General features: G+C 40.8%; 26 protein-coding genes. 18 read left to right on the forward strand and 8 right to left on the reverse strand.

Going from position 1 to position 22,004, the window contains the following annotated elements:
- Positions 1 to 165 precede the first annotated feature (165 nt).
- From AC1D7X_RS12330 to AC1D7X_RS12355, 6 genes are all read left to right on the forward strand, one after another.
- Entirely contained in the window at positions 166 to 1,260 is a 1,095-nt protein-coding gene (locus AC1D7X_RS12330; RefSeq protein ID WP_495455685.1) for a quinone-dependent dihydroorotate dehydrogenase, read from the forward strand.
- 35 nt (positions 1,261 to 1,295) lie between these two features.
- Positions 1,296 to 2,108 carry a GTP diphosphokinase gene (yjbM, locus tag AC1D7X_RS12335; RefSeq protein WP_495455686.1) on the forward strand — a complete coding sequence of 271 codons (813 nt, stop codon included), beginning with the start codon at positions 1,296 to 1,298 and terminating at the stop codon, positions 2,106 to 2,108.
- On the forward strand, positions 2,098 to 2,562 hold the full coding sequence (locus AC1D7X_RS12340; protein WP_495455535.1) for a DUF309 domain-containing protein: 465 nt from the start codon (positions 2,098 to 2,100) through the stop codon (positions 2,560 to 2,562). Before yjbM ends, AC1D7X_RS12340 begins: the two co-directional genes overlap by 11 nt.
- A gap of 223 nt (positions 2,563 to 2,785) precedes the next feature.
- Positions 2,786 to 3,541: a pseudouridine synthase gene (locus AC1D7X_RS12345; RefSeq protein ID WP_495475308.1), complete on the forward strand. Its 756-nt coding sequence runs from the start codon at positions 2,786 to 2,788 to the stop codon at positions 3,539 to 3,541.
- Between the two features lie 43 nt (positions 3,542 to 3,584).
- Positions 3,585 to 4,385 (forward strand): Cof-type HAD-IIB family hydrolase, encoded by an 801-nt coding sequence (locus AC1D7X_RS12350; protein WP_495455537.1) that lies wholly within the window; start codon positions 3,585 to 3,587, stop codon positions 4,383 to 4,385.
- Between the two features lie 176 nt (positions 4,386 to 4,561).
- Positions 4,562 to 4,987, forward strand: coding sequence for an Ohr family peroxiredoxin (locus tag AC1D7X_RS12355; RefSeq protein ID WP_495455538.1), 426 nt, complete (start codon positions 4,562 to 4,564; stop codon positions 4,985 to 4,987).
- Positions 4,988 to 5,059: 72 nt separating this feature from the next.
- Here the strand turns inward: AC1D7X_RS12355 and AC1D7X_RS12360 are convergent, their stop codons facing one another.
- The gene (locus tag AC1D7X_RS12360; RefSeq protein ID WP_495455687.1) at positions 5,060 to 5,497 is read right to left on the reverse strand and encodes a MarR family winged helix-turn-helix transcriptional regulator; all 438 of its coding nucleotides are present in this window, start codon (positions 5,495 to 5,497) and stop codon (positions 5,060 to 5,062) included.
- A 115-nt stretch (positions 5,498 to 5,612) separates the two neighbouring features.
- Entirely contained in the window at positions 5,613 to 6,758 is a 1,146-nt protein-coding gene (locus tag AC1D7X_RS12365; RefSeq protein WP_495475346.1) for a GGDEF domain-containing protein, read from the reverse strand.
- A 99-nt stretch (positions 6,759 to 6,857) separates the two neighbouring features.
- Between AC1D7X_RS12365 and AC1D7X_RS12370 the strand changes: the two genes are divergently transcribed.
- Genes AC1D7X_RS12370 through AC1D7X_RS12380 form a run of 3 tightly spaced genes read left to right on the forward strand, consistent with a single transcriptional unit; the run spans position 6,858 to position 12,495 of the window.
- The gene (locus AC1D7X_RS12370) at positions 6,858 to 7,997 is read left to right on the forward strand and encodes a glycosyltransferase family 4 protein (protein WP_495455539.1); all 1,140 of its coding nucleotides are present in this window, start codon (positions 6,858 to 6,860) and stop codon (positions 7,995 to 7,997) included.
- Positions 7,997 to 9,301, forward strand: a complete 1,305-nt coding sequence (locus AC1D7X_RS12375) for a metallophosphoesterase family protein (RefSeq protein ID WP_495455540.1) — start codon at positions 7,997 to 7,999, stop codon at positions 9,299 to 9,301. The genes AC1D7X_RS12370 and AC1D7X_RS12375 overlap by 1 nt, the downstream gene beginning before the upstream one ends.
- Positions 9,301 to 12,495, forward strand: a complete 3,195-nt coding sequence (locus AC1D7X_RS12380; RefSeq protein ID WP_495475309.1) for an AAA family ATPase — start codon at positions 9,301 to 9,303, stop codon at positions 12,493 to 12,495. Before AC1D7X_RS12375 ends, AC1D7X_RS12380 begins: the two co-directional genes overlap by 1 nt.
- Here AC1D7X_RS12380 and AC1D7X_RS12385 read toward each other — a convergent pair.
- On the reverse strand, positions 12,470 to 13,498 hold the full coding sequence (locus AC1D7X_RS12385; protein ID WP_495455542.1) for a YkvI family membrane protein: 1,029 nt from the start codon (positions 13,496 to 13,498) through the stop codon (positions 12,470 to 12,472). The two genes, AC1D7X_RS12380 and AC1D7X_RS12385, sit on opposite strands and share 26 nt — an antisense overlap.
- 150 nt (positions 13,499 to 13,648) lie before the next feature.
- On the opposite strand from AC1D7X_RS12385, the gene AC1D7X_RS12390 reads away from it, so the two are divergent.
- The 3 genes from AC1D7X_RS12390 (at position 13,649) to AC1D7X_RS12400 (ending at position 14,999) form a co-directional block, all read left to right on the forward strand.
- The gene (locus AC1D7X_RS12390; RefSeq protein ID WP_495475347.1) at positions 13,649 to 14,221 is read left to right on the forward strand and encodes a xanthine phosphoribosyltransferase; all 573 of its coding nucleotides are present in this window, start codon (positions 13,649 to 13,651) and stop codon (positions 14,219 to 14,221) included.
- Between the two features lie 99 nt (positions 14,222 to 14,320).
- The gene (locus AC1D7X_RS12395; RefSeq protein ID WP_495455543.1) at positions 14,321 to 14,650 is read left to right on the forward strand and encodes a hypothetical protein; all 330 of its coding nucleotides are present in this window, start codon (positions 14,321 to 14,323) and stop codon (positions 14,648 to 14,650) included.
- A 136-nt stretch (positions 14,651 to 14,786) separates the two neighbouring features.
- Positions 14,787 to 14,999, forward strand: a complete 213-nt coding sequence (locus tag AC1D7X_RS12400; protein ID WP_495455544.1) for a hypothetical protein — start codon at positions 14,787 to 14,789, stop codon at positions 14,997 to 14,999.
- A gap of 59 nt (positions 15,000 to 15,058) precedes the next feature.
- Here the strand turns inward: AC1D7X_RS12400 and AC1D7X_RS12405 are convergent, their stop codons facing one another.
- Positions 15,059 to 15,592 carry a GNAT family N-acetyltransferase gene (locus AC1D7X_RS12405; RefSeq protein ID WP_495455545.1) on the reverse strand — a complete coding sequence of 178 codons (534 nt, stop codon included), beginning with the start codon at positions 15,590 to 15,592 and terminating at the stop codon, positions 15,059 to 15,061.
- A 244-nt stretch (positions 15,593 to 15,836) separates the two neighbouring features.
- On the opposite strand from AC1D7X_RS12405, the gene AC1D7X_RS12410 reads away from it, so the two are divergent.
- The 3 genes from AC1D7X_RS12410 (at position 15,837) to AC1D7X_RS12420 (ending at position 18,142) form a co-directional block, all read left to right on the forward strand.
- Positions 15,837 to 16,103 (forward strand): hypothetical protein, encoded by a 267-nt coding sequence (locus tag AC1D7X_RS12410; RefSeq protein WP_495475310.1) that lies wholly within the window; start codon positions 15,837 to 15,839, stop codon positions 16,101 to 16,103.
- Positions 16,104 to 16,450: 347 nt separating this feature from the next.
- Positions 16,451 to 17,521 (forward strand): tyrosine-type recombinase/integrase, encoded by a 1,071-nt coding sequence (locus AC1D7X_RS12415; RefSeq protein ID WP_495475311.1) that lies wholly within the window; start codon positions 16,451 to 16,453, stop codon positions 17,519 to 17,521.
- 294 nt (positions 17,522 to 17,815) lie between these two features.
- Positions 17,816 to 18,142, forward strand: coding sequence for a hypothetical protein (locus AC1D7X_RS12420; protein ID WP_495475312.1), 327 nt, complete (start codon positions 17,816 to 17,818; stop codon positions 18,140 to 18,142).
- Positions 18,143 to 18,212: 70 nt separating this feature from the next.
- Here AC1D7X_RS12420 and AC1D7X_RS12425 read toward each other — a convergent pair whose 3' ends face one another.
- The 3 genes from AC1D7X_RS12425 to AC1D7X_RS12435 form a co-directional block, all read right to left on the reverse strand.
- The gene (locus tag AC1D7X_RS12425; RefSeq protein ID WP_495475313.1) at positions 18,213 to 18,824 is read right to left on the reverse strand and encodes a replication-relaxation family protein; all 612 of its coding nucleotides are present in this window, start codon (positions 18,822 to 18,824) and stop codon (positions 18,213 to 18,215) included.
- A complete protein-coding gene (locus AC1D7X_RS12430) occupies positions 18,757 to 19,953 on the reverse strand; it encodes an FtsK/SpoIIIE domain-containing protein (protein ID WP_495475314.1) in 1,197 nt (398 codons plus the stop codon). Before AC1D7X_RS12430 ends, AC1D7X_RS12425 begins: the two co-directional genes overlap by 68 nt.
- A 223-nt stretch (positions 19,954 to 20,176) precedes the next feature.
- Positions 20,177 to 20,362, reverse strand: coding sequence for a hypothetical protein (locus AC1D7X_RS12435; RefSeq protein ID WP_495475315.1), 186 nt, complete (start codon positions 20,360 to 20,362; stop codon positions 20,177 to 20,179).
- A gap of 152 nt (positions 20,363 to 20,514) precedes the next feature.
- On the opposite strand from AC1D7X_RS12435, the gene AC1D7X_RS12440 reads away from it, so the two are divergent.
- Together AC1D7X_RS12440 and AC1D7X_RS12445 are read left to right on the forward strand one after the other, a co-directional pair.
- A complete protein-coding gene (locus AC1D7X_RS12440) occupies positions 20,515 to 20,739 on the forward strand; it encodes a helix-turn-helix domain-containing protein (RefSeq protein ID WP_495475316.1) in 225 nt (74 codons plus the stop codon).
- 145 nt (positions 20,740 to 20,884) lie between these two features.
- The gene (locus AC1D7X_RS12445; protein WP_495475317.1) at positions 20,885 to 21,229 is read left to right on the forward strand and encodes a hypothetical protein; all 345 of its coding nucleotides are present in this window, start codon (positions 20,885 to 20,887) and stop codon (positions 21,227 to 21,229) included.
- A 53-nt stretch (positions 21,230 to 21,282) separates the two neighbouring features.
- Here the strand turns inward: AC1D7X_RS12445 and AC1D7X_RS12450 are convergent, their stop codons facing one another.
- Complete coding sequence (locus tag AC1D7X_RS12450) at positions 21,283 to 21,639, reverse strand: helix-turn-helix domain-containing protein (protein WP_495475318.1); 357 nt, start codon at positions 21,637 to 21,639, stop codon at positions 21,283 to 21,285.
- 153 nt (positions 21,640 to 21,792) lie between these two features.
- On the opposite strand from AC1D7X_RS12450, the gene AC1D7X_RS12455 reads away from it, so the two are divergent.
- Positions 21,793 to 21,930, forward strand: coding sequence for a hypothetical protein (locus AC1D7X_RS12455; protein WP_495475319.1), 138 nt, complete (start codon positions 21,793 to 21,795; stop codon positions 21,928 to 21,930).
- The last annotated feature ends 74 nt before the right edge of the window (positions 21,931 to 22,004 follow it).

Consider the following 22,004-nt stretch of genomic DNA (forward strand, 5'->3'; position numbering starts at 1 on the left):
ATTTTTAGTAGCGTAACCCAATTGTAATAGGTTTATATGTAAATTGCTATAGCGCTATTTAAGAGATATTGTGGAACTCTAGAAGGTGGATTTACTTTCTTTTTAGTCCGTAAAAGGCTAAACTGTACTATAGAGAAAACAGTGGATGGAGTTGAAGATAAACCTGTGTTGTACAGAAATGTGGCTAAACCGTTATTTTTCAAAATAGATCCAGAGAAAGCACATCATCTTGTCGTTGGAGGTTTACATACGGTTGGCTCCATACCGGGTGCACCCCATGCATTAAGTAGTATGTGGGGAGTTAAGGAGACTCCGGATTTGGCTGTTGATTTGTTCGGATTACATTTTCACACACCGGTGGGTCTTGCAGCTGGATTAGATAAGAATGCAGAATCTGTAGATGGGTTCTCCTCTATTGGTTTTGGATTTATGGAAGTGGGAACTGTTACACCTAAAGGACAATCAGGGAATGACTTGCCACGGCTGTTCAGACTTCCACCAGATGAAGCGCTTATCAATCGGATGGGCTTTAATAACGAAGGCGCGGAAGCGATGGCACAAAGACTTTCAGTCATTCACAACCGTCGAATTCCTGTGGCAATAAATATAGGGAAGAATAAGTTGACACCAAATGAAGAAGCTTATATGGATTATCAGCAATGCATTCGTGTATTATTTCCTTACGGTGATTTCTTCGTTGTGAACATCAGCTCACCGAATACTCCAGACCTGCGTAATCTGCAATATGGTAATGAACTCTCGTCTCTTCTTGATCATATTATGGAAGAAATGAAGGAACAAGAACGTAAACATGGTGTTAGCAAACATATTCTGGTTAAAATTGCTCCGGATGTTAGTGATTTGGAACTCGAATCTATGGTAGAAGTTCTTGAAGCAAGTGGCGTTTCAGGAGTCATAGCATGTAATACGACATTATCTCGTGAAGGATTGAATCATGGTAATGCGAAGGAAAGTGGAGGACTGAGTGGCAAACCACTGCGCACCAGATCCACTGAAATTATATCTCGGATCTACAGCCAGAGTCAGGGTCGCCTGCCTATTATAGGTTCAGGGGGGATCTTTACTGGTAAAGATGCTTACGAGAAAATTAGAGCAGGGTCAAGTCTGGTTGAAATCTATACATCCCTTATCTATGAGGGTCCAGATGTGAATCGGAAAATACATGCAGAGTTAAGAAATTTGCTTCGTCAGGATGGATTCAGTCATATATCTGAAGCAGTAGGTGCTGATCATCACTGAGGATGGAGAGACAGGAGGCACGTTGAAATATGGGGATGGACAACAGGGATTGGGGCATGTTTTTGCTCCCATATGAACAGACAGTAGAGGAACTTAAAGTTAAGTTTAAAACGATGCGATCTGAATTGAAGAAGCGTGAAGAATATGCTCCGATTGAATTTGTAACAGGTAGAGTTAAGAAAATATCCAGTATTCTCAATAAGGCAAAACGCCTTGATGTTCCTATGGATCAACTTGAGAGTGGGATTGAGGATATTGCTGGAATTCGGATTATGTGTCAATTCGTAGAGGACATACGACGCGTAGCTGAATATATACGTAATCGTAAAGATCTGAAAGTATTGTATGAGAAGGATTATATTACGAATTATAAAGAGAGCGGATATCGAAGCTTTCATATGATTATTGAATATCCGGTACAGACGGCTCTTGGACAAAAGATTGTTCTAGCTGAGATTCAAATTCGTACATTGGCTATGAACTTCTGGGCAACCATAGAACATTCCCTAAGTTATAAATACCGGGAAAGCTTACCTGATAATATCCGTAAACGATTGAAGAAGGCTGGAGAAGCGGCATCGATATTGGATAGTGAGATGTCGAGTATCCGTGAAGATATATTAGAAGCTCAGAAACAATTCGAAGAAGACTCCAATGTGACAACACAAGTGTTATCACTTATCCACCAGTTATACTTTTATCATCTCGTTAATGAGGCGATAGGCTTCCAAGATCGATTTAATGACATCTGGCAGCGACATGAAATGGATGAAATGAAGTTGCTATTGGATGAAGTGAAGCAACTGATTGCTGCAACCAAAAAAGGTGAAGATCCGGATGAAATATGAGAAGCTATACATTTTCTACCTCATTTATTTCAATCGTGACCAAGATTACTTCGAATGTCATGAGGTATTAGAAGAGTTATGGCTTCATAATAATCGTGATCCACTATATAAAGGACTACTGCAGATAGCGGTTGGACTATATCATTTTCGCAATCATAACATTAGTGGCGGTAGAAAAATGATGCATAGTGCAGCAGAACAACTGGAGAAATACCCATCCATTACACTTGGTATTGAATTGGGTTCATTAGTGAGTCAAGTTCGCCAATATGACAAGGCGTTAGAGCAATATGAGGAGTCTCCATTTCCTTATTATGACCTATCCATTGTGATTGTTGATCCAGAACTTCGACAAGCGGTAGAGGATGCTGAAATTAATCTTAAACCTAATATTCCACAACGTAGGGGACCTGAGCGCAGTCGGAACAAGAAGGAGACACATGACGGTAAATAGCTTTAATGATCTGAACCAATGGCATGAGTATTGTCTTTGGAATAATGAAAGGAGCAACCCGCTATGTACATAATAGCGGGTTGCTTCGTTAAATGAATGCGTATGTATGAATTTTCCTTTGCGAGAAGGATTGGACAAGGAGCCATATGTATGAGAGACTTGTAAATTACTTAACAAGTATAAATATATGGGTACGTAATCGTAGGTTGGAGGTGGCATGACCATGAGTGGAGGGAAACGGAAGACACAAAGAATTGACAAAATTCTAGTTCATCTGGGCCACGGTTCAAGAAGTGATATCAAGAGAATGGTGAAACAAGGAAATATTAAGGTCAACGGAACCATCGTGAAGGATAGCGGATTGCATGTGGATCCTTACAACGATGCTGTGGAGTTAGATGGAGAAATCATTGAATATAAGGAATTTATTTATCTTATGATGCATAAGCCTCCTGGTGTTGTATCAGCAACGGAAGATAAACGAGAGGCTACAGTTCTAGACCTATTAGATCCAGTGCATGCTGTGTTTGAACCGTTCCCTGTGGGTAGACTAGATAAAGATACGGAAGGTTTGTTACTTCTTACGAACGATGGGAAGTTTGCACACAATTTATTATCCCCACGAAAACATGTTCCTAAGACGTATGAGGCATATGTGGACGGGGATGTTGGATCAGATGATATAGAACAGTTCGCTATGGGTGTCACGCTGGATGATGGGTATAAGACATTACCAGGGGAGCTAGAAGTGCTTAGTCATGAACAGAAAGAAGATCAGGTCATTTCGAGAATTTCGCTTACGATACATGAAGGGAAATTTCATCAGGTCAAACGCATGTTTGAGGCTGTAGGTAAAAAAGTAATATATCTCAAACGTGTTCAGATGGGAGATCTTCATCTGGATCCTATGCTAGAAATAGGGACATATCGAGAACTGAGCCTGGAGGAATTATCCTTGCTAGTCAAGGAATCACAATAAATAGAAATAGATAAATATAGAGATAGTAAAGGATGGATGAGAAATGCAATACAAATTGATTGCACTAGATCTAGATGGCACACTATTGAATGATGATCATGATATTAATGAGCAGACTATGAAAACTGTTAAAGCTGTATCTGATGCGGGTGCAGAAATCATTGTTTGTACAGGTCGAGGACCTCAGAACTCCATTCCTTTTATGGAAAAGATGGGGTTACAGGGATACGTTATTAGTCATAATGGAGCAGCGACTGCAAAAGTTGAAACAAGAGAGATTGTTCACCAATTTCCAATGGACCCGATGATCTTAAGCCCATATATAGATTATTGTCGAGATAAGGGGATTCATTTCGATGTAAATACGGCATTTGAAATGTTCGTGGATAATGTAGATGGACTAGATGAAGTAGTACGTAGTATGTATGAGAATTATCTGACATTACCAGAGAATTTGCCAGCATGGTCAGATTTTAAAGAGCCTATCGTCAAATTTACGATGTTTGGTGAACCAAAACAATTGGATGATGCATTTAAGGAATTAAGTACATGGACACATGAAATTAATATGCTCCGCAGTGGAGAGTTTTTCATTGATCTAATGAACAAAGAAGCCTCCAAAGGGAACGCTCTTAAACAACTTGCTATGAAGAGAGGTATTCAACAGGAAGAGATTCTAGCTATAGGGAATTATTATAACGACATTACAATGCTTACTTATGCAGGTAAAGGAATTGCCATGGATAATTCGCCGATTGAAGTTAAAGCAGCGGCAGATGAGATCACGTTATCCAATAATGAGGATGGCGTACATGCAGCGCTCGTTAAATATTGTCTTTCTTAATTGTATGTGAGAGCTAATTAACTACAAATAGACTACCTTTGCAACCACACTCGTGGACAGAGGTAGTCTATTTCTATTGTATAAATGATTTGTTGATTTGCTATTGCTATTCTCATAATAGTGTTGTAAAATTTAATTGTGCACAACTAATATAATTTGGATAGGGGATAATAACGATGACAAAGACATTATTTACAACAACAGTAACGGTTGATGGAGGAAGAGAAGGAACGGCTAGATCTGAAGATGGAAACTTTACAGTGGATATTGCAATGCCTGGAACCCCTAGGGCAAAAGAAATGCCAGAAGCAACGAATCCTGAACAATTATTTGCAACGGGTTATGCGGCTTGTTTTGATAGTGCTTTGCAGACCGTCGGAAGAGTTGAGCGTGTTAACTTTGAATCCCAAGTTACTGCAAGCGTCAGCCTAATGATGGGTGAAATGAACGAGTACAACTTGGCTGTAAAGTTAGCCGTAAAGGGTTCTGGAGTCGATAAAGACACATTTGAAGCATTGGTTCATAAAGCACATCAAATGTGCCCATATTCAAAAGCGATCAGCGGGAATGTTGATGTCGCGTTTGAAATTAATGTAGATTAATCCTCGGCATACATTTATATATAAACAACAAAAGAACGCTTGAGATGATCTCAAGCGTTCTTTTGTATTTGGTTAGAATGACTGTAAAGTTTGTAGTAACTGAAGAAGGGAAGCTTTCAGTTCTTCAACGGTTTTCTTATCATCACCAGCCATCTCTGCAATGGTCTTGGGAATGAGGCAAGCCTCTTCTTGTAGACCAAAGCCTTTGTCTGTCAGTTGAACCATAACAGATCGTTCATCTTGAGAAGATCGCTTCCGAATGATTAGACCATTGTGCTCCATTCGTTTCAGCATAGGGGTTAACGTTCCTGAATCTAGAGAAAGTAGTTCACCTAACTTCTTAACTGTCAGTGTATCTTGCTCCCATAGGAGAAGAAGGACAAGATATTGAGGATACGTGATATCAAGCTTCTCAAGCAACGGTTTATACTTTTTTGTCATTTCCCTCGAACTTGCATACAGAAGGAAACATAATTGATTCTCCAATACATGTTCAATGTTATTTTTCATCATATCACCAGCTAATCGTAGTCCATCTGATATGTGAGCATATCAAACTTATCTTTAATATAATCTTTATACTTTATAAAATAAAGCGAAATTACTCTATACCTAGTTAATGACGTCAGATAGGTTCTGATTTGGCTTCTTTTTTTGAAGATGGGGTGTGAAAAGGTGAGACTTTATTCTTACCTGTTGTTTTGGAGCGATACATCGCCTGATCCGCTTGGGATATCAATTCATCTGCAGTAACATTCTTTCGGAGACTACTGTAGCCTACACTGATCGTCACGATCGTCTCATGTTCTACACGGGCTCGGATACTTTCTGCGATCTGACTTACTTTAGCTCGTTTGTCCACTAATGCCGCTACGAGTTCTTCTCCTCCATATCGGCCAGTTAGCCCTACTCCAGATACTTCTTCCTCCATGATGGCGGATACTTGCTTCAGTACTTGGTCAGCCTTACCATGTCCCTGCGTATCATTCAATTTCTTGAAATTATCAATATCACAAAAGATAACAGAGACTTTCAACCCTTGATCCACATATCGCTTCATATTCTTCATGAAAAAACGTCGGTTATATAGATTGGTTAAACCATCTGTAATCGAAGAACGATAGATGGATTGCATCTGCTCAACAATTCGTTCAAATAAGATAAAGAAAATGACGGTGTAATACGTCAGAGGAAGAAATAATCTCACGGTATTAAAAGTACTACTTAAGTCGTCAGCATAGCGATAGATGATGTTCATGATGACCCAGATAAGACTGATTAATATACCTGTGATGTATTTACTTCGTTGCCCAATGCGTGGCGAGATGACGCAGAGACCGATAATAATAATAACTCCTTGATACAAACTGAGATATAGATGTTGGCCTAAACTTGTGTCAAATAGAGGCAGTCCTGTCGCAAATAGCGGCACAAGAAATAGGATGATCATAAAACCAAGAAAGATATAAGCTCTTCGGTTCATTTTGCGATACAGTAAAAAGACAGATACGTTTAAAAGAAGAAATGAGAAGACCTGCATTCTAGCTGACCAAATGGAAAATTCCGATCCGCCACTTGAAAGGTTGAAATGGATGTTCAGTCCTTCATATGTCATAATAAAGAGGAAAGCAAGCACCATATAAAGATAAGCTTTTTTGCGTTGTTTGCTGTACATAATGAAGCACATTACCGTCATAATGAGTACTATGTATAGACCACTTGCTGCGGCGATCCCCGGTATGACAGGGGACGACCATGGAGAAGATACCATCAAAATTCCCCGTTCCTAAAGAGTAAGTATATTCTAAATATACCATAAATCCACAGATTCTGAATAGGTAAAGACAGAATAGAAAGAAGGAATAATCCGATGAAATTGCTGCAAGCACTTTTCTTTCCACCAGAACAACCAGGTGGTGTATCTTCTATGATTCCCTATATGCAGGAACGTTTCAGCTCTTCTCGTTGGGAGATGGAATTGTTCTGGCTTCCCAAAAGACTGCGGAATAAAGGTAAAGAAGATGTTGTATTTGATACGTTCGATTGGACTCAGTATGCAGAGAGCGATATCGTTCAGAAATATATTCAGACTTACAGGGATTATCTGTGGTGGAGCCGTATGCGTATGCAACATTCCTTTGAACTCATTCATGCACATCATCCGATAGCTGGACTCGCATTAAAGCAAGTATTTCCTGATACGCCACTCATCCAAACGATTCACTCAAGTTATGAGCGTGAACTGATTCTTAATGGTCGTATTCAAGAGAATGGGCTAGAACATCAATTTCTAGTGTCCTTGTATCGAGAATTAGAAAATAAGAGTGAGTCATTAATTACAGTCTCTGATTCTTTTGCGAAATACATGTCACCTTATGTGGATCATCCTGAACATATTAACGTTATTCCGAATGGATTTGATGAGAAACGTTTCAAGCCTGTCCCTCACGAGAATGAAGTTCCACAGCTCGTAACGGTATGTCGTCTAGTTCCAGCTAAAGGGTTAGATATTCTATTAAAAGCCTGTGCGGAACTTAAAAATCGGGGTTATGATTATGTACTTCATATTATTGGAGATGGTCCCTTTCGTAAGGAATTGGAAGAGCTGGCTAAGGAATTGGGCATTTATAATGAAACGATTTTCTATGGATATACACTACATCCAGAAGAATTTGTTCCTTTTTTTGACATATTCGTATTGCCATCTAGAGCTGAAGCATTCGGTTCCGTATTTGCCGAAGCTGCCCTAAGTTGTCTTGCGCTAGTAGGAAGTGATGTAGGTGGGATTTCTGAACAAATAGAAGACGGCGTTAATGGGCTTCTTGTTCCTTTAGAAGACTACGTTGCGCTTAGTGAAGCTCTTGAGAAGATGATTAGTGATCCTTCCTATCGCTATGAATTGGCTCGTTCAGCTTGGGAGAAGGCGAAGAGCCACTATTCATTGACCCGTGTGGTCAACGAACTCAAAAAAATGTACTTACAATTCGACAATAGAAAGAGTGAGGAATAATGATTCCTTTTCGATTTATTCATAGTGCTGATCTTCACCTTGACAGCAAATTCGCTGGAATGAGAGGGTTGTCGGAAGCTATTCGCCAACATCTAAGAGAATCAACCTTCACGGCATTGCGTCATTTAATAGAGTTAGCTGTGGCTGAACAAGTGGATTTCATTGTTATCAGTGGTGATATTTATGATGCGGCAGATAGCTCACTAAGAGCTCATTTGTCCTTACAAGCTGCATTTGAAGAACTGGGGAACCACGGTATTCACGTGTATCTTATTCACGGAAATCATGATCCCTTAGACGGGCCAAGGCTGCAAATAAAGAATGCGGGTCATGTACATGTATTCGGTACTGAGGTGGAGAGTTACACGGCTACACGTCGAAGCGATCAACAAGAGGTTGCTATCATAAGTGGGATTTCATATCCCACGGCCAAGGTATCGGAGAATACGGCGCTAAAGTTTCATAGAGATCCAGCGGTTCCTTTATTTCATATTGCGGTACATCATGCCAATCTAGATGGAGATCCCACTCATGAGACATATTCCCCATGCACTCGCAAGGAGCTAGAAATAACAGGTTATGATTACTGGGCGTTAGGTCATATTCATCAGCGTAGAGTTATTCAAGAATATCCTCATATCGTATACGCAGGAAATATTCAAGGTAGAAGCGTGAAAGAGACTGGACCTAAGGGATGTTATGTTGTTGAAGTGAAGGAAGATGCCTCTCTTCAATTGACTTTTCATGAATTAGACAGTGTGCGTTGGTTCCGAGAGGAAGTATCGATTGAAGGTATTGATAACGAAGATGAATGGAGAATTCGTGTAGAAGATAAAGTGGATGATATTCGGAAACAGCGACCTGAAGAAATGAGCATCGTGCGCTGGATTATTACTGGGCGCAGTTCAATGCATCGAGCTCTAGAAACCGGACATGTTACCGATGATCTGGAGCAAGAACTTCGACGGAGAGAAATAGGAAGAGCAGAGAGTGGACATTGCGAAGGACTAGTATGGAGCGAAGGCTTCTCAATTCAATCTGGAATCGAGATTGATGTAGCTGAAATGATACTTGAGGAGAGCTTTCTAGGTGATTTGTTACGTCTGGAGGACCGAGCTGAGCAGGATCCTGTATTGGCGAAGGATATTATGGAGAAAGCCTTGGCTCCCCTTATGAGTAATCGAGAGATTAGACGGATGATTAGCGAGACTAGTGAACAAGAGAGACAGGAGTGGTTACATCGCGCTGGAGAGCTTGGTGCAGTACTGCTTCTCGACAAGTCTGCTGATGGAGGCAGTAAGTGATGATCATTGAAAGGATTCAGATTCATGGATTCGGACGTATTAAGGAACAAGATATAACGATCCCGTCAGGAATTACAGTGTTTATGGGACCGAATGAAGCAGGCAAAAGTACAATTATGCAATTTGTACGAGCCATGTTGTTTGGAATCCCAAGTCGTACATACCCTACGGAAAGATATGAACCGCTTAGTGGTGGCGTGCATGGCGGCGTATTGAAGTTAATAGACGAAGCGGGTGCAAGATGGAGCATTTCGCGATTCACATCATCTGGTGAGGGGAATGGATCTGGAAAGAGCGCAGAGAAACTTAAGATTGTCAAAACGGATGAGAATGGCCAACTTCATGAGTTAACGCAGCAGGATATGGAGCGTGACCTTCTTGGAGGTATGTCCCGGGAAATATTTAATCAGTTATTTGCCATTTCGCTAAGTGAATTGCAGGAGATTCGTACACTTCAATCGGATGAGATGAGTAGTTACTTATTCCATGCAGGAATCGGTGGCGGTGCAGCGATTGTTCAAGCGGAACGGAAGCTTGTTCAGGATATGGACAAAATCTATAAGCCGAAAGGTCGTGTACAAGAAATTGCAAAAATATTGCAATCCATGGAACAATTAGAGAAAGAAATAACGGAGAGCCGTTCCTTTCTTCAGCGATACAATGTAAATACGTTAACTTTGAATGAAGCTGTAAACGTCTTAGAACAACTAGAGGTTGACCGTTCCATTCAATCGGCTGAATTTCAACTTCTTAGAAAGGCTATAGAAATCCGGCCGATGTGGTTGAAATGGACCGAAGCGGAGTTGGAACAATCTACACTTCCAACGATCATGTCCTTTCCGGTGAAGGGATTGCAAAGATGGGATTCACTTCAAGGAGAGTGGGATGTCATTGATGGAAGACATACACAACTATTACGAAGTAAAGAAGAACTACATACTCAATTGATTCATTTACCTTATGATCAGGAACTTGAGGAACAAGGTACTCTTATTGAGCGGTTAAATAATCGTAGAGAATCTTATGAAGCTAGAAAAAAAGATTGGCAAGAAGCTGAAGCTGAGGCAACAGCCATGGATACGCGATTAACTCATATTTTACGACAGATTAATCCGGGTTGGACGAGAAGTGAACTTCAGACATTCTCTACTTCTGTGGGTGAACGTGAATCGGTCCGCAGATATGCATTAGGATTCGCAGCGTATGATCGAAGAATTGAAAGTTTGGCACTAGAGACGCAACAATTGCGACGACAGATGGATCTAGCAGAGGACGATTACCGTAATTCCCAAAAGAGAACCAAGGAAGAGGTAGAATTAGGTCGGAATCGCTTCGTCATGATGGTACCTCAGAGTTCTCAAGAAATGGCTAGCCTGTGGAATGAGCTACAGGGAGCTGTTGAACGATGGCGTGAGAATCGTATCCTAAGACTTTCATCCAAAGGACAAGTAGATAGTGAAATAGCTGTACAACGGCGTGTACAGAAGCTATATCTTCAATTTCTCTGGGGTAGTGGAATTCTAACCGTAATCATACCTATTCTATTATTGTGGAGTATGAAATCTGTAATTGCAGCTGTGTCCATGGCGATACTGTTATTGCTAGTAGATATCCTTCTATTCTGGAAGGGGGTTATAAAGTCTCCGCGACAGCGCGTTAAACGATCTGAGTTAAGCCTTGCTACTGATGAAAAGGATGAACTTGAACACATTCATAAGCTCATGTCTAAGCTTATTTCAGATCCTTGGAACGCTGCGGGACATGAAGGTTATATGAAGGGCGTTAATGATGCGGGTGAAGTCGAATCTAGTGTACGTGAAATACGTAAAATGATGGATGTATGGCAAACATGGCAGCAAAGTCTGGATAAATTCTACGCAGAACAAAAAGCATGCCAAGAACGGATTCATGTCCTGTCTCGTGAATTGTCGCGGGTTGGAGAAAGTATGGCGAAAGAAGAAAGAACATTTGAAGAGCTTGAGAACAAGTGGGAGAACTGGCTTGAAGAACGGGAGTTAAATGTTCATCTCTCACCAGAAGCTGTGATCGATATGTTTGGTCTTGCTGAACAAGGGTTGGAGTATATAGATAACCTTGATAAAATACGTCGAAGAGAATCCCAAATGCAACAGGATTGCCTTGAATATGAAAACGAATGTAGAAGCATGTTACCTGAAGGTTCAGACCGTTTAGAGATATCTATTGTTGCGTGGATTGAGCTAAAGAAGAAAGAATGGGATGAGTATGAAGAAGTAGTCCGTAAACGACATATGTTGCAAGCGCGAATAGAAGCAGTCGAAGAAGATACACAAGTTGTTCGAGGGGAATTGCAACGAACGACATCTCTGAAGGAAGAGCTGATCAGGGACGGAGCAGCAAATAGCGGAGAAGATTTCTTGCAACGAGGAAGAATATATCAACGTTGTGAAGAGTTAAAAGCAAACAATCGCCAATTAGAAGTTGCGATGTTCAGTGGCATAGATGATCGTCGTAGAAAAGATCTACTAACGATATTAAATACGCAGGATGAGAATGAGTTAACACTGGCGTGCCACAACCAAGAACAGAAGATGAATGAGATTGAAACCCGATGGAAAGAGTTACAGCAACAACACGGTAGATTGTTACAGGAAAAAGACCAATTGGAATTATTATGTCTACATGATTCTGCATTACAGCACCTTGAAGATCAGAAAGCGGCTCTAAAAGAAATGACTACAGAATATGCAGTGATGTCCATTTGCGCGGAACTCATCTCCAGAACTCGCCTGATCTATGAGGAAGAGAAGCAGCCACAAGTATTGAAGATGGCTTCTAACTATTTCGAACATTTAACCCAAGGTGCCTATACTCGCATTGTTATGAAATTAGGAGCGAAGGAATTACTTGCTGAACATTGTCATCTTGGCCTGATAGAAAGTGCCAAATTGAGTCGTGGGACAGCAGAACAAATGTATTTGGCTATGAGATTTGCTCTTGCCAGTACAATGAATACAAAGACCTCAATTCCTCTAATCTTTGACGATATTTTCGTTAATTTCGACGAGGAGAGAATGATAGCGTCATTATCTCTACTGCAGGAGATTGCAACAACACGCCAGATTATTATGATGACTTGTCATCCATACATGGTTAAGCATATTCGAAATATGATTCCGAACGTCAATGTTATTTCCTTACAACCATCAGTTTGACCACCCATAATAAACTAAGGGAACCGAACAAGGGATATAGAACGGATAATAAATTACTGAATCCGAATTGGCTGAATAGATAACATAACATCATAACGAATATAGCGATGATTTTGGGCGAATAAGGAAAATGTTGCTGTAATTGTAAGGTTACTCCGTAGATATCTGCAACGAATGTTGTGAATATCTCTAGAAATATGAGTAGGACATAGATCATTTGCACGACAACACCCAATTGAAAGGCTATGCTACCCATGGGGATTTCATATTGCATAATGCCAGGCATTTGTGCAGACATAGCAAAATGAGCTGCCATTAACATGAAGCCAACGCCAAATCCGCCCAATATGCCTCCCCATTTGATAGCCGAGATACTTTCCGTATGACTACCCAAAGGTACCAGCACTGCTTGAGCCATCACAAGATTAAATGCTGTATATAAAAGTGGCGATAACCATGCTATACCTAGATTACGATCTGTTGATAAGATCAGGAAACTGTCAGCGTTCGGCATGTGTAATGTATTCGAGATAATCAGTAGTGAAAGAGTAAGCATCATCGGTACGACAATACTATTCATGTGCATAATAGAACTCATGCCTTTATTCAGCAAGAAGAAGGCGGCAATCACTGTAAGAATAAGTCCCGTTTGGTAATGTAGATTAAAGTGCTGGACAAATACGGAACCGGCGCCGGCTAACATAATACTATTTACACCTATAAGAATAAAGAGCATAGCAATGCTTATGTAACCCCCTGATTTAGCTCCAAATAGATGCTTATTGAGATCCTCATACGATTTAGCATGAATTCTACGTGAGATGATCATCATTTTGGTACCTAACCAAATAAAGAGAACTGTTGAGAGTATGATGGTCAATGTCGCCCATTTGCCGTATTGGGTGAAGAACTGGAGAATTTCCTGTCCTGTGGCAAATCCAGCGCCAACTACGGTACCTATGTAAGTGAATGCAATTTGCATTGTACGGACTGTATTTTTCATCCTTTTCCTCCTTGAACCTATACTCGCATTAGTACAAGGTATGTTGGAAATCGATAGGACATGACTGTAACCTGTCCAAATTTACTTGATGTACGGGTTAAAACTATGGTACTTTAACGTCAAAGGATTGGCTTGGGAGGGCAAACGATGATGGAACTACTAAAACAAAGAATTATAGAAGAAGGCGTAATTGTATCTGATCAGGTGTTAAAGCTGGATGGATTATTAAATCACCAAGTGGATCCACAACTTACGATGGCCATGGGACGTGAATTCGCCTCAAAATTTGCGGAAGCGGGTATAACACGAGTAGTAACAGTAGAATCCTCAGGGATTGCGGTTGCTTTTGCCACAGCTTATGAATTAGGAGTACCTCTCGTATTTGCACGACGTAAAAAGACACTTCTGGCAGATCCAGATGCATATTGTGAACGCGTACCTTCTTTTACGAAGGGGATTGTGACAGACATTATGTTATCGCGGAAGTACTTAAACAGTGACGATCGTGTCCTATTTATCGATGATATTATTGCGAATGGCGATGCAGCAAGAGGATTAATAAAGATTATCGAACGTTCAGGAGCAGAATTGATTGGCTTAGGTATCGTCATCGAGAAATGTTTTCAAGCGGGTGCACGAACAATACGTGAACAAGGTATCGTTTTAGAATCACTTGTAAAGATTAAATCTCTTGCAAACGGGACGATAACTTTTGGCGAATAATTTCTGAAGAAAGCTTAGCCCAATTTTAGACAATGGCTTTCCAGCTTCTATTTTATCGCTTATAATAAAAAGTATAAGAAGGAGAGAGGAGGCAACACAATGGGGAAAGAATCGGTATCAGAACAATTCTTTATTGATAAGTTGGCCACAGCAAAGGATCATTTTGAGCGAGCATTAGATTGTAAGCACACAGAGTTTGATGATCTATATCCCTATATGCTTGAACACCCTCAATTTTTTTGGTATAAACGTTATGTCGCCTGGTCGGAATTATTGACCATTGTTAGCTTATGTGAGGAACTCGCCTTCTCATGGAAGGAAATGTTTACCCCACAACAATTTGAGTACTTGAACAGTCGAGTGATGTCAGCTACGGTGTTAGATTTCTGGTTTGAGAAGAACGATAGTAAAGAACATGCCCAACGATAGTCATGGAATAATCATTTAACTTTCCTTAATTATAGAGAGTAAATAATAATGGCCTAAATGAAACTGTTTAGGTCTTTTTTTTAATATGAGAAGTTCACTTGATACAGCGGGACAGATCTAACGGGGGTGAGTATAGATGATTAGTGATGAAGAATTGGATGCTTTTCGTGTGGGTGGCGAGAAGGTAAGAGTCGTACGAGATTCAGAGAGAAGTAATGATGTAAGAGGAATTGTGGTTGCTTGGGATGCTGAGCAGGTACTCATTCGGAGACCCAATCGGAATGTGGTAAAGTTAGATCGGAATTACTTGTACCAATTAGCAAGTGAACCACGTCCTGAATTGGAATAAGGGACAAGCATAAGTACTTAATATCACAGGCGCTACATGTCCTTCGTCAGAGATGATGATCATGTAGCGTTTTTTACTGTATGAAGATAAAGATTTGATTCATTGTTCTGTGGCAAACGAATAAAGACGCAGTCATCATCATATTTTACGCCTGAATCATAAAATCCGAACCATCCATAAAATTTGATTGCATTGGTATTTTGCATTTTTACTTCAAGTGTTATAGGTAAAGATGTGCCATCAGGAAATGTTTTAATTTTATCTAAGGCTTTTTGAAAGGCCTTTCTTCCAATTCCTTTATTCTGGTAACGATAATCAATAAAAAATCCGATCACTCTATAAGCAAAATGATATGGTCCAAGAACTGTGGGTTCATGTTCGCGAACTTGACTTTGTCCAATAAGAATTACTCCAACGGGCTCATTTTCATAATAAATGACACAACATTCACCTGGACACTGTTCGTTTATCCCTGCATAAGCTAATGCTATTGTTGTAGATACATCCTCTACATAAGTTTTTTGATGTTCCTCTGGTTTTAATTGTAATACCTTATGAACATTCTCAAATGTAACATTCCTTAATTCAACCATTTTGTTAACTCCTTTATGTGGCGTGGCAAGATAACATCGAACTACATAATTTTACCATACAGGTAGGATTTTGGATAAGGTATATATTAATTGTTTCAGATGGTTCAAAATATACCAATTGTTTAAATGTCTTTTATACTCTGAAAAGTGAGGAATGGAGATATAGAAAGGAATATTACTATGAAATCTGAGATACCTACTGTCCAAGTCAAACCTGGCATTTCCATCGGAGATGAATTTAGGAATGAGTATGAGTGAAATTGATAGACTAACACAGAATTCGCCACTCTTTTTCAAGGTTGAATACAAAGATGATAAATGTTCCTTTATAGATTTATTTAAAGGTGCAGAGATTGAATTCGTCTGTATGTATGAAGGATTAGATCTGTTCAACACTAAAGTATCTACATTGATTCCGATAATTGATACAATCTCTCCTTATGATCGGGAAAAATCAGATGGTTATATTTATTATTTTCTGAAATTGGACTTTCATTTTGGAGAGATATGAATTTAACCGAGGAGAATATGGAAGAAAAATGGTTTAAAGATATGTCACCTGAAAATCAAGAAGATACAGCGAAATACTTGTATTTTGAATCTGTCGGAGTGTATAATCCGTTATATAGTTAGCAATAATGTAGAAGTTAGGGTCCGATAAACCCTTACGTAGTATGCGGTCATGGCGGAATTGGCAGACGCGCTAGATTCAGGTGACGATGTTCACTCCGGTACCATGCGGTATCCTTGCGGAAGCCATACGTAATAAGGAGTTACAGTGTATTATACGATGAAATCAAACGTTCATACTCGGTCAATTTATGGCGCATTTAAGCGCTAATTAAACGGAGTCTTACGATGCGCTTTCGTCCAATCTATGTGAATATAACTCGGAAGTTACACGCCTTCTCTACGCGTAATAATCGTAGTGGAGGTGTTTTTGTATTGGCGCAAGCTAAACGTACTAGGCGGCCCAATCTAGTCCGCGCAGAAGTAGCGGATGATGGTGAGAGTAAATATCCGCAGGAAGCGCTAAGTTTCGAAGTTGCGACAGAAACGTTCCTGCGTGATTGCCGCGTTAAGAATCTCAGCCGAACGTCAATCGTATATTACTCAAACGCGTTAAAGGAACTCGCTAAGTTCTTGCGTGTAATTGGCGTGGAAAGACCGTTAGAAGTAACTGAGGATAATTTTAAAACGTGTATACTCGCGAAAAAAGAATCCGGTGTTAAGGACTCTACAATAAATAGTAATCTGCGGGGATGGCGCGCGTTCTTCCGTCATATGCACGAAGAAGGATATATACCGACTAATCCTACGGAGCGTGTTCGCTTATTGAAAACGGAGCGTCACATTATTCAGACGTTTACTCGCGAACAGATACGTGCGTTATTATCACAGCCGGACTTGTCTACCTTTACGGGATACCGCGATTACGTATTCCTACTTACATTGTTGGAAACCGGTGTTAGAATATCGGAAATAGAAGGCGTACAAGTTACGGATATCCTGTGGAAAGAACGCGTTATTAAAGTCCTCGGAAAAGGACGCAAAGAGCGATATGTTCCGTTTCAGGCTACGCTAGAAAAAGAGTTGAAGAAGTATGTTAATTATCGCGGATTACTCGATCACAATTTCCTGTTCGTTAACATCGATAATACTCCGATGAAGAAACGCACGATGCAACAGAATATGAAACAATTCGGAGAACTAGCGCAGATTAAAGGAGTTCGCGTTAGCCCTCATACAATGCGCCATACGTTCGCTAAGCTATATATTATGAACGGTGGGGACGCCTTTACCCTATGTAAGATACTCGGTCATACAACGCTTGAAATGACGCAGACATACGTGTCTATGTTTAGTACGGACGTATCGAAGCAGCATCGTAAGTTTTCGCCATTGGAACGGTTAAATGATATGCAGTAAAAGTGGGACAAGCGCCCGCCTCGAAGAGTGAACGCTGTTTATATACAGTATACAGTATAGACAGTCCGTCATAAGCGTGTTAATATCTTATTGAAATCGCGAACGCACGCGTAAATTAGTCACATCGGAAAGCATTCGGTGTGGCTATTTTTTTGTTCTATTTCCGGTATAACGAGGATGCTTCGTTAATCAACGTGGTAACGTGCGTGCGAAAAATTAACGTAGACATGCTAATTACGAGGATGTTATACTCGACTTCGTTCGTACATAACGTTAAATTAACGGAGGTAAGAGATGACATCACGAAAACCATACGAGAAGAGTTTGAAACAAGAAATGATTCAGCGGTTGGCTGCGGGAGAATCGCCCGAGGCACTACATGAGGAGAGCAAAGTCCCTTTGAGAACGCTTAAAGACTGGAAGAAGCTCATCATAAAACCGGTTGACGTACACACAAACAGTTTGAACGTGGTGGGCGATGATTTAAGATATAAGATACTCATAGAAGAAAACAAGGCGGCTGAATTGAGGTACAAAATATTGAAAGAAGAAAGCAATTCGCGTAAAGAAGAAAACAATATTCGTATTATAGCTCTATTAGAGCAATTGGTGATGCGCTAACATGTAACACAAATAAGACCGCAGCCCATTAAGGGTTAGCGGTCTCTTTCATTGCGAGGATGTGGCCATTTCAAGTGAGATCATCAAACGTCAGTACACGCGCCTTCATTCCATCCAGTAGCGAAGTCAACCGGTTTCTTCGATGTTCACTCGAAGTCACGTACAGTATTTCCGGAAAAGGACCGTTCTTAGCTTGCCAACGTCCCGTAGAAAATAACTCGCGATAAAGCCGTATCTTCCGTTCATTCTCCGACATAGGCTGTAGGTGGTCCACCTCTAGCAACGTGAATATCCCGTCTTTCTTAAACAACGCATCCGCAACGATAGACTTCTCATCCCATTTTAACGTGTATTCTTCGCGATATACATCAAGCGGACCCATCGCGATATACACTTCGGTTCTTAAAAGGCTGTGTCTTACGTGTGGAGTACGCCTCCTAACGTTTACACTCCCGATTTCCTTGCGTCCCTTCGCATTAAGGTAATAGACAAGCTCGTTGTCACGGAAGCTACTTAGGTACTCGCGCATGTCATTTAGAATCCGGATGGCATTGCGACTACTACTAAGCGAGTGTAACTTTCTTATCTGCGATGTTGTTAGATATCCGAATCGATCACAACTCGATAAAATTGCTAGATGGCGTGAAATCTTCGCTTGTGTCCGGCTCACTGTTAACGACATATTCCGTTACCTCCTCGACTACTTTCTGCGGTAAAGCATTTATTATCTTCCTGGCATCCGATGCGGTAAGGTACGGAGCCTGCAGAACCTCATTATATGCGGTCTGATAAATCAACCTTCCAGGAATGTCCGGCAATGACTCCGCGCTAGTATCATCGAGGATAATGCGGCTTTGAACGCCGTCTCGAGTTCTGAAACATAGGGACGCTGCGATATTACCCTTTATCAAACCGTCCAACACGGTAGCATCCGGTCTTTGAGTAGCTAATAGTAATAATACTCCCGCGGCTCTTCCTTTAGCCGAGAGACGTATTAGTGAGCTCTTTATAGCGTTCTTCACTTTGGTGTCGGGATCGCCCGAGCGTATTCGGAAGTCCGAAAGCTCATCGCAGACTAATACCACCTTACCGCCTTCCCATTCCTGGGATGAGTTCGCTGCCATGATACGATACCTATCGCGCATTATTCGTTCTAGGGACTCAATAAGACCGAGCGCTTCTTCTAAAGTAGACGCAAATCCCTTAACACTTTCTAAGTTGCGGAAAATTCCCAACTCAACGCCGTCTTTGAGGTCTAGAAGATATAACTCCGAATCGGAGTTAGAAGCTAAGGTGCATAATATGGTGCGTACAGTGCAACTTTTACCACCGCCAGAAATTCCACCTATAAGGAGGTGAGGGTACGGACCGTTCCAATCGTACCATCGCTCCTCACCGCGCCTATTCACGCCTATTAGTACCTTACACGCAGATGTATCCGGCACCTTATACGGGATATTATCGGGCATAGCAACCGTAAATATATCGATCACTAGTCCATCGTTTTTATACGTCATTTCGATATCATCGATATCAACGCGTAAGGATTCCGCGATAGCTTGTTTTTGATCGAGGACTTTCTGCGAGGATAAACCCGAAGGTAATCCGACTATTAACCGTTTCCCCCATGGATGGGGATATGTCGCGTTCACCTGGGGCAAAGCCACCTCATCGCCGTACTGTACCGATAGTCCGAGGGTTCTGCAGGTAGAAACAAACTGTTTGTTCAGATCAAAAGAAGAAGAGAAAGATAAAGATTTAAATAATACATAGACAGATGAGCAAATTAATCCAATCCCAATCTCAATCATAATAAAGGTGGCCTCCTCGTAACCCTAAGGTTCTTTCAATCCGTCGGTACAGTGACGTACGAGCCTAAACCGTTGACGCGACAATAAACGTTCCATTCCGGTCATTCATTCTATTGCGGTATCCTATTCGGAATAGTAATCGGAATAAACAATGGTATCAATGGATGCGGATTGGTGTGGCGGTTTCCGTTACATTCGGAAGGGTAATCGGAACGGTTGGCGGTTAGTGTAACAGCCCGATCCAAGACTGTATAAGCGACCCGGCGATAATACCGCCAGTCACAAGGAGAAATACGCGTCCGAATCTACGGGATGCCAGCGCTCCGTTAACATTGCCGGATATTCTGCAGCGTGACTCAATGAATGCCGATCCAATAGCGATAATAACGATTGTTCCGTACGTAATCATGCTTTCAGCTCCTAAACGAATATTCCGCGGTAGGATCGTGCGGTATGTTGGATTATATGGGGTACGGCTTGGTCATAATTCGGAAAACTTTCCGAAGACTAGTATTTTTTATGAGAGCTTGGACATCATAAAGAATATAGGAGATGATCGACATGTTGGGATTGGGAAAGCCTAGAACACCACTAGGGAGATGGATTGATCGTAAGGGGATTACTCAGGAGGAACTTTCTAAATCAGCGAAAATAAACAGGGATACTGCAGGTGCTGCTTGTTCGAAAATTGGATATATACCGTCACCAACCGTGATGAAAAAAATATTAAAAGCCCTTCGCGAAGTCGATTCATCAGTAAGAGCAGACCAATTTTGGGATATATAAGCATTACATCGAAAGACGCGTAGGACGATGTTTCGTAGTAGCTAAGTAAAGTATTTCGGAAACCGATGTTTGTTTTATATGGAATTACAATCCAATACTTGTTAAACTAAGGGCAATTCAATTCATACATAAGGAGGAGCTTTGATTGGCTAAATTACTTAATACTCTAGGAATTATTTCAATAATTGGTGGAATCATAATCGGAATTATTTACGGCATTAAAGATGACCCGATGGCTGAACTACTAAGGTTAGACGACAGTTCCCGGATTGCAGTGGCTTTGTCGTGGTGGGTTAGTGGTGCTATCTCCGGTATACTATTTCTAGCATTCGCTAAGATGCTTGATCTATTAGAAGCCAATAACACTATGCTCGGAGAGCTTGTGAGAAGAACAAATGTGGATGTTCCGCCTACTCAACGCAAGACAATGGGTAAAAGTAAAGCGTCATTAGATTCAGCCGCTGGGTATAAAATGAAATCATTGGATTAACAAAAAACAGTAAAAGGACCGCGTTCCCGTAATGGGTTGCGGTCTTTTTGTATTTATTCGTCATCCTCAGCTGTATATTGAATTCCAAGTGAGTTCGCCATATTGAAAAACTCGGCTTCCTCCGTTTCAACAAGTGTCATTATCTCGCGGATATCCGTAATATTGAGTGCCGTTGCAATTTTAGCAATATGGTGGAGCGATACCCTTTCGGGATATCCTCGACAAATGTTCGTAATCGCACTCGGTCGTAATCCAGTCATCGACGCTAACTCTTTTTGTTTTATTCCACGTTTTAGTAGTGTTTCCCTCAAACGAAACTCTACTACGTATGATACTGGATCGTTTGGGTCACGTGGTGTAGCAGCACTCTCAGCAGCTTCCTTTCCGATTTTCGAGAATGGGCCTTTCATTAAAAAACCTCCAATTAAGTGTCTATAAACCAATATAAAATATATTTAAAAATAACGCAAATATGTTATTTACAAAAATAACGCTTATGTGTTATATTGTGATTAGTTAATAACGTTTATGTGTTATTTATAACGATTTGAGGAGGTTTTAAAATGATACAAGCTATCTCGAAAGAATTACGTTTCACATTCCCACAGTTATCTGCTTATGAGTCACCATTACATAAAGGTTCCTACCCGATATCATTTCGCATCAATCCGATTCATATGCGCAACTATCCAATACCGTAATCCCCAGCAAGTGGGGAAAGAACGCTGTCCTTCGTGATTGTTTTAAACTCGTTTGCACTAGGCGGGTGAATGAG

Source organism: Paenibacillus sp. Y568, assembly GCF_059445545.1.

What these genes read in the sequence shown, in the direction of transcription:
- AC1D7X_RS12410 (WP_495475310.1), top strand. Translation starts at nt 15,837, where the DNA reads ATGAGTATGAGTGAAATTGATAGACTAACACAGAATTCGCCACTCTTT.
- AC1D7X_RS12420 (WP_495475312.1), top strand. Translation starts at nt 17,816, where the DNA reads ATGACATCACGAAAACCATACGAGAAGAGTTTGAAACAAGAAATGATT.
- AC1D7X_RS12380 (WP_495475309.1), top strand. Translation starts at nt 9,301, where the DNA reads ATGATCATTGAAAGGATTCAGATTCATGGATTCGGACGTATTAAGGAA.
- AC1D7X_RS12415 (WP_495475311.1), top strand. Translation starts at nt 16,451, where the DNA reads ATGCGCTTTCGTCCAATCTATGTGAATATAACTCGGAAGTTACACGCC.
- AC1D7X_RS12375 (WP_495455540.1), top strand. Translation starts at nt 7,997, where the DNA reads ATGATTCCTTTTCGATTTATTCATAGTGCTGATCTTCACCTTGACAGC.
- AC1D7X_RS12365 (WP_495475346.1), bottom strand. Translation starts at nt 6,758, where the DNA reads ATGGTATCTTCTCCATGGTCGTCCCCTGTCATACCGGGGATCGCCGCA.
- AC1D7X_RS12340 (WP_495455535.1), top strand. Translation starts at nt 2,098, where the DNA reads ATGAAATATGAGAAGCTATACATTTTCTACCTCATTTATTTCAATCGT.
- AC1D7X_RS12345 (WP_495475308.1), top strand. Translation starts at nt 2,786, where the DNA reads ATGAGTGGAGGGAAACGGAAGACACAAAGAATTGACAAAATTCTAGTT.
- AC1D7X_RS12350 (WP_495455537.1), top strand. Translation starts at nt 3,585, where the DNA reads ATGCAATACAAATTGATTGCACTAGATCTAGATGGCACACTATTGAAT.
- AC1D7X_RS12400 (WP_495455544.1), top strand. Translation starts at nt 14,787, where the DNA reads ATGATTAGTGATGAAGAATTGGATGCTTTTCGTGTGGGTGGCGAGAAG.
- AC1D7X_RS12435 (WP_495475315.1), bottom strand. Translation starts at nt 20,362, where the DNA reads ATGATTACGTACGGAACAATCGTTATTATCGCTATTGGATCGGCATTC.
- AC1D7X_RS12450 (WP_495475318.1), bottom strand. Translation starts at nt 21,639, where the DNA reads ATGAAAGGCCCATTCTCGAAAATCGGAAAGGAAGCTGCTGAGAGTGCT.
- yjbM (WP_495455686.1), top strand. Translation starts at nt 1,296, where the DNA reads ATGGACAACAGGGATTGGGGCATGTTTTTGCTCCCATATGAACAGACA.
- AC1D7X_RS12430 (WP_495475314.1), bottom strand. Translation starts at nt 19,953, where the DNA reads ATGATTGAGATTGGGATTGGATTAATTTGCTCATCTGTCTATGTATTA.
- AC1D7X_RS12360 (WP_495455687.1), bottom strand. Translation starts at nt 5,497, where the DNA reads ATGAAAAATAACATTGAACATGTATTGGAGAATCAATTATGTTTCCTT.
- AC1D7X_RS12440 (WP_495475316.1), top strand. Translation starts at nt 20,515, where the DNA reads ATGTTGGGATTGGGAAAGCCTAGAACACCACTAGGGAGATGGATTGAT.
- AC1D7X_RS12455 (WP_495475319.1), top strand. Translation starts at nt 21,793, where the DNA reads ATGATACAAGCTATCTCGAAAGAATTACGTTTCACATTCCCACAGTTA.
- AC1D7X_RS12405 (WP_495455545.1), bottom strand. Translation starts at nt 15,592, where the DNA reads ATGGTTGAATTAAGGAATGTTACATTTGAGAATGTTCATAAGGTATTA.
- AC1D7X_RS12385 (WP_495455542.1), bottom strand. Translation starts at nt 13,498, where the DNA reads ATGAAAAATACAGTCCGTACAATGCAAATTGCATTCACTTACATAGGT.
- AC1D7X_RS12355 (WP_495455538.1), top strand. Translation starts at nt 4,562, where the DNA reads ATGACAAAGACATTATTTACAACAACAGTAACGGTTGATGGAGGAAGA.
- AC1D7X_RS12425 (WP_495475313.1), bottom strand. Translation starts at nt 18,824, where the DNA reads ATGTCGTTAACAGTGAGCCGGACACAAGCGAAGATTTCACGCCATCTA.
- AC1D7X_RS12395 (WP_495455543.1), top strand. Translation starts at nt 14,321, where the DNA reads ATGGGGAAAGAATCGGTATCAGAACAATTCTTTATTGATAAGTTGGCC.
- AC1D7X_RS12370 (WP_495455539.1), top strand. Translation starts at nt 6,858, where the DNA reads ATGAAATTGCTGCAAGCACTTTTCTTTCCACCAGAACAACCAGGTGGT.
- AC1D7X_RS12390 (WP_495475347.1), top strand. Translation starts at nt 13,649, where the DNA reads ATGGAACTACTAAAACAAAGAATTATAGAAGAAGGCGTAATTGTATCT.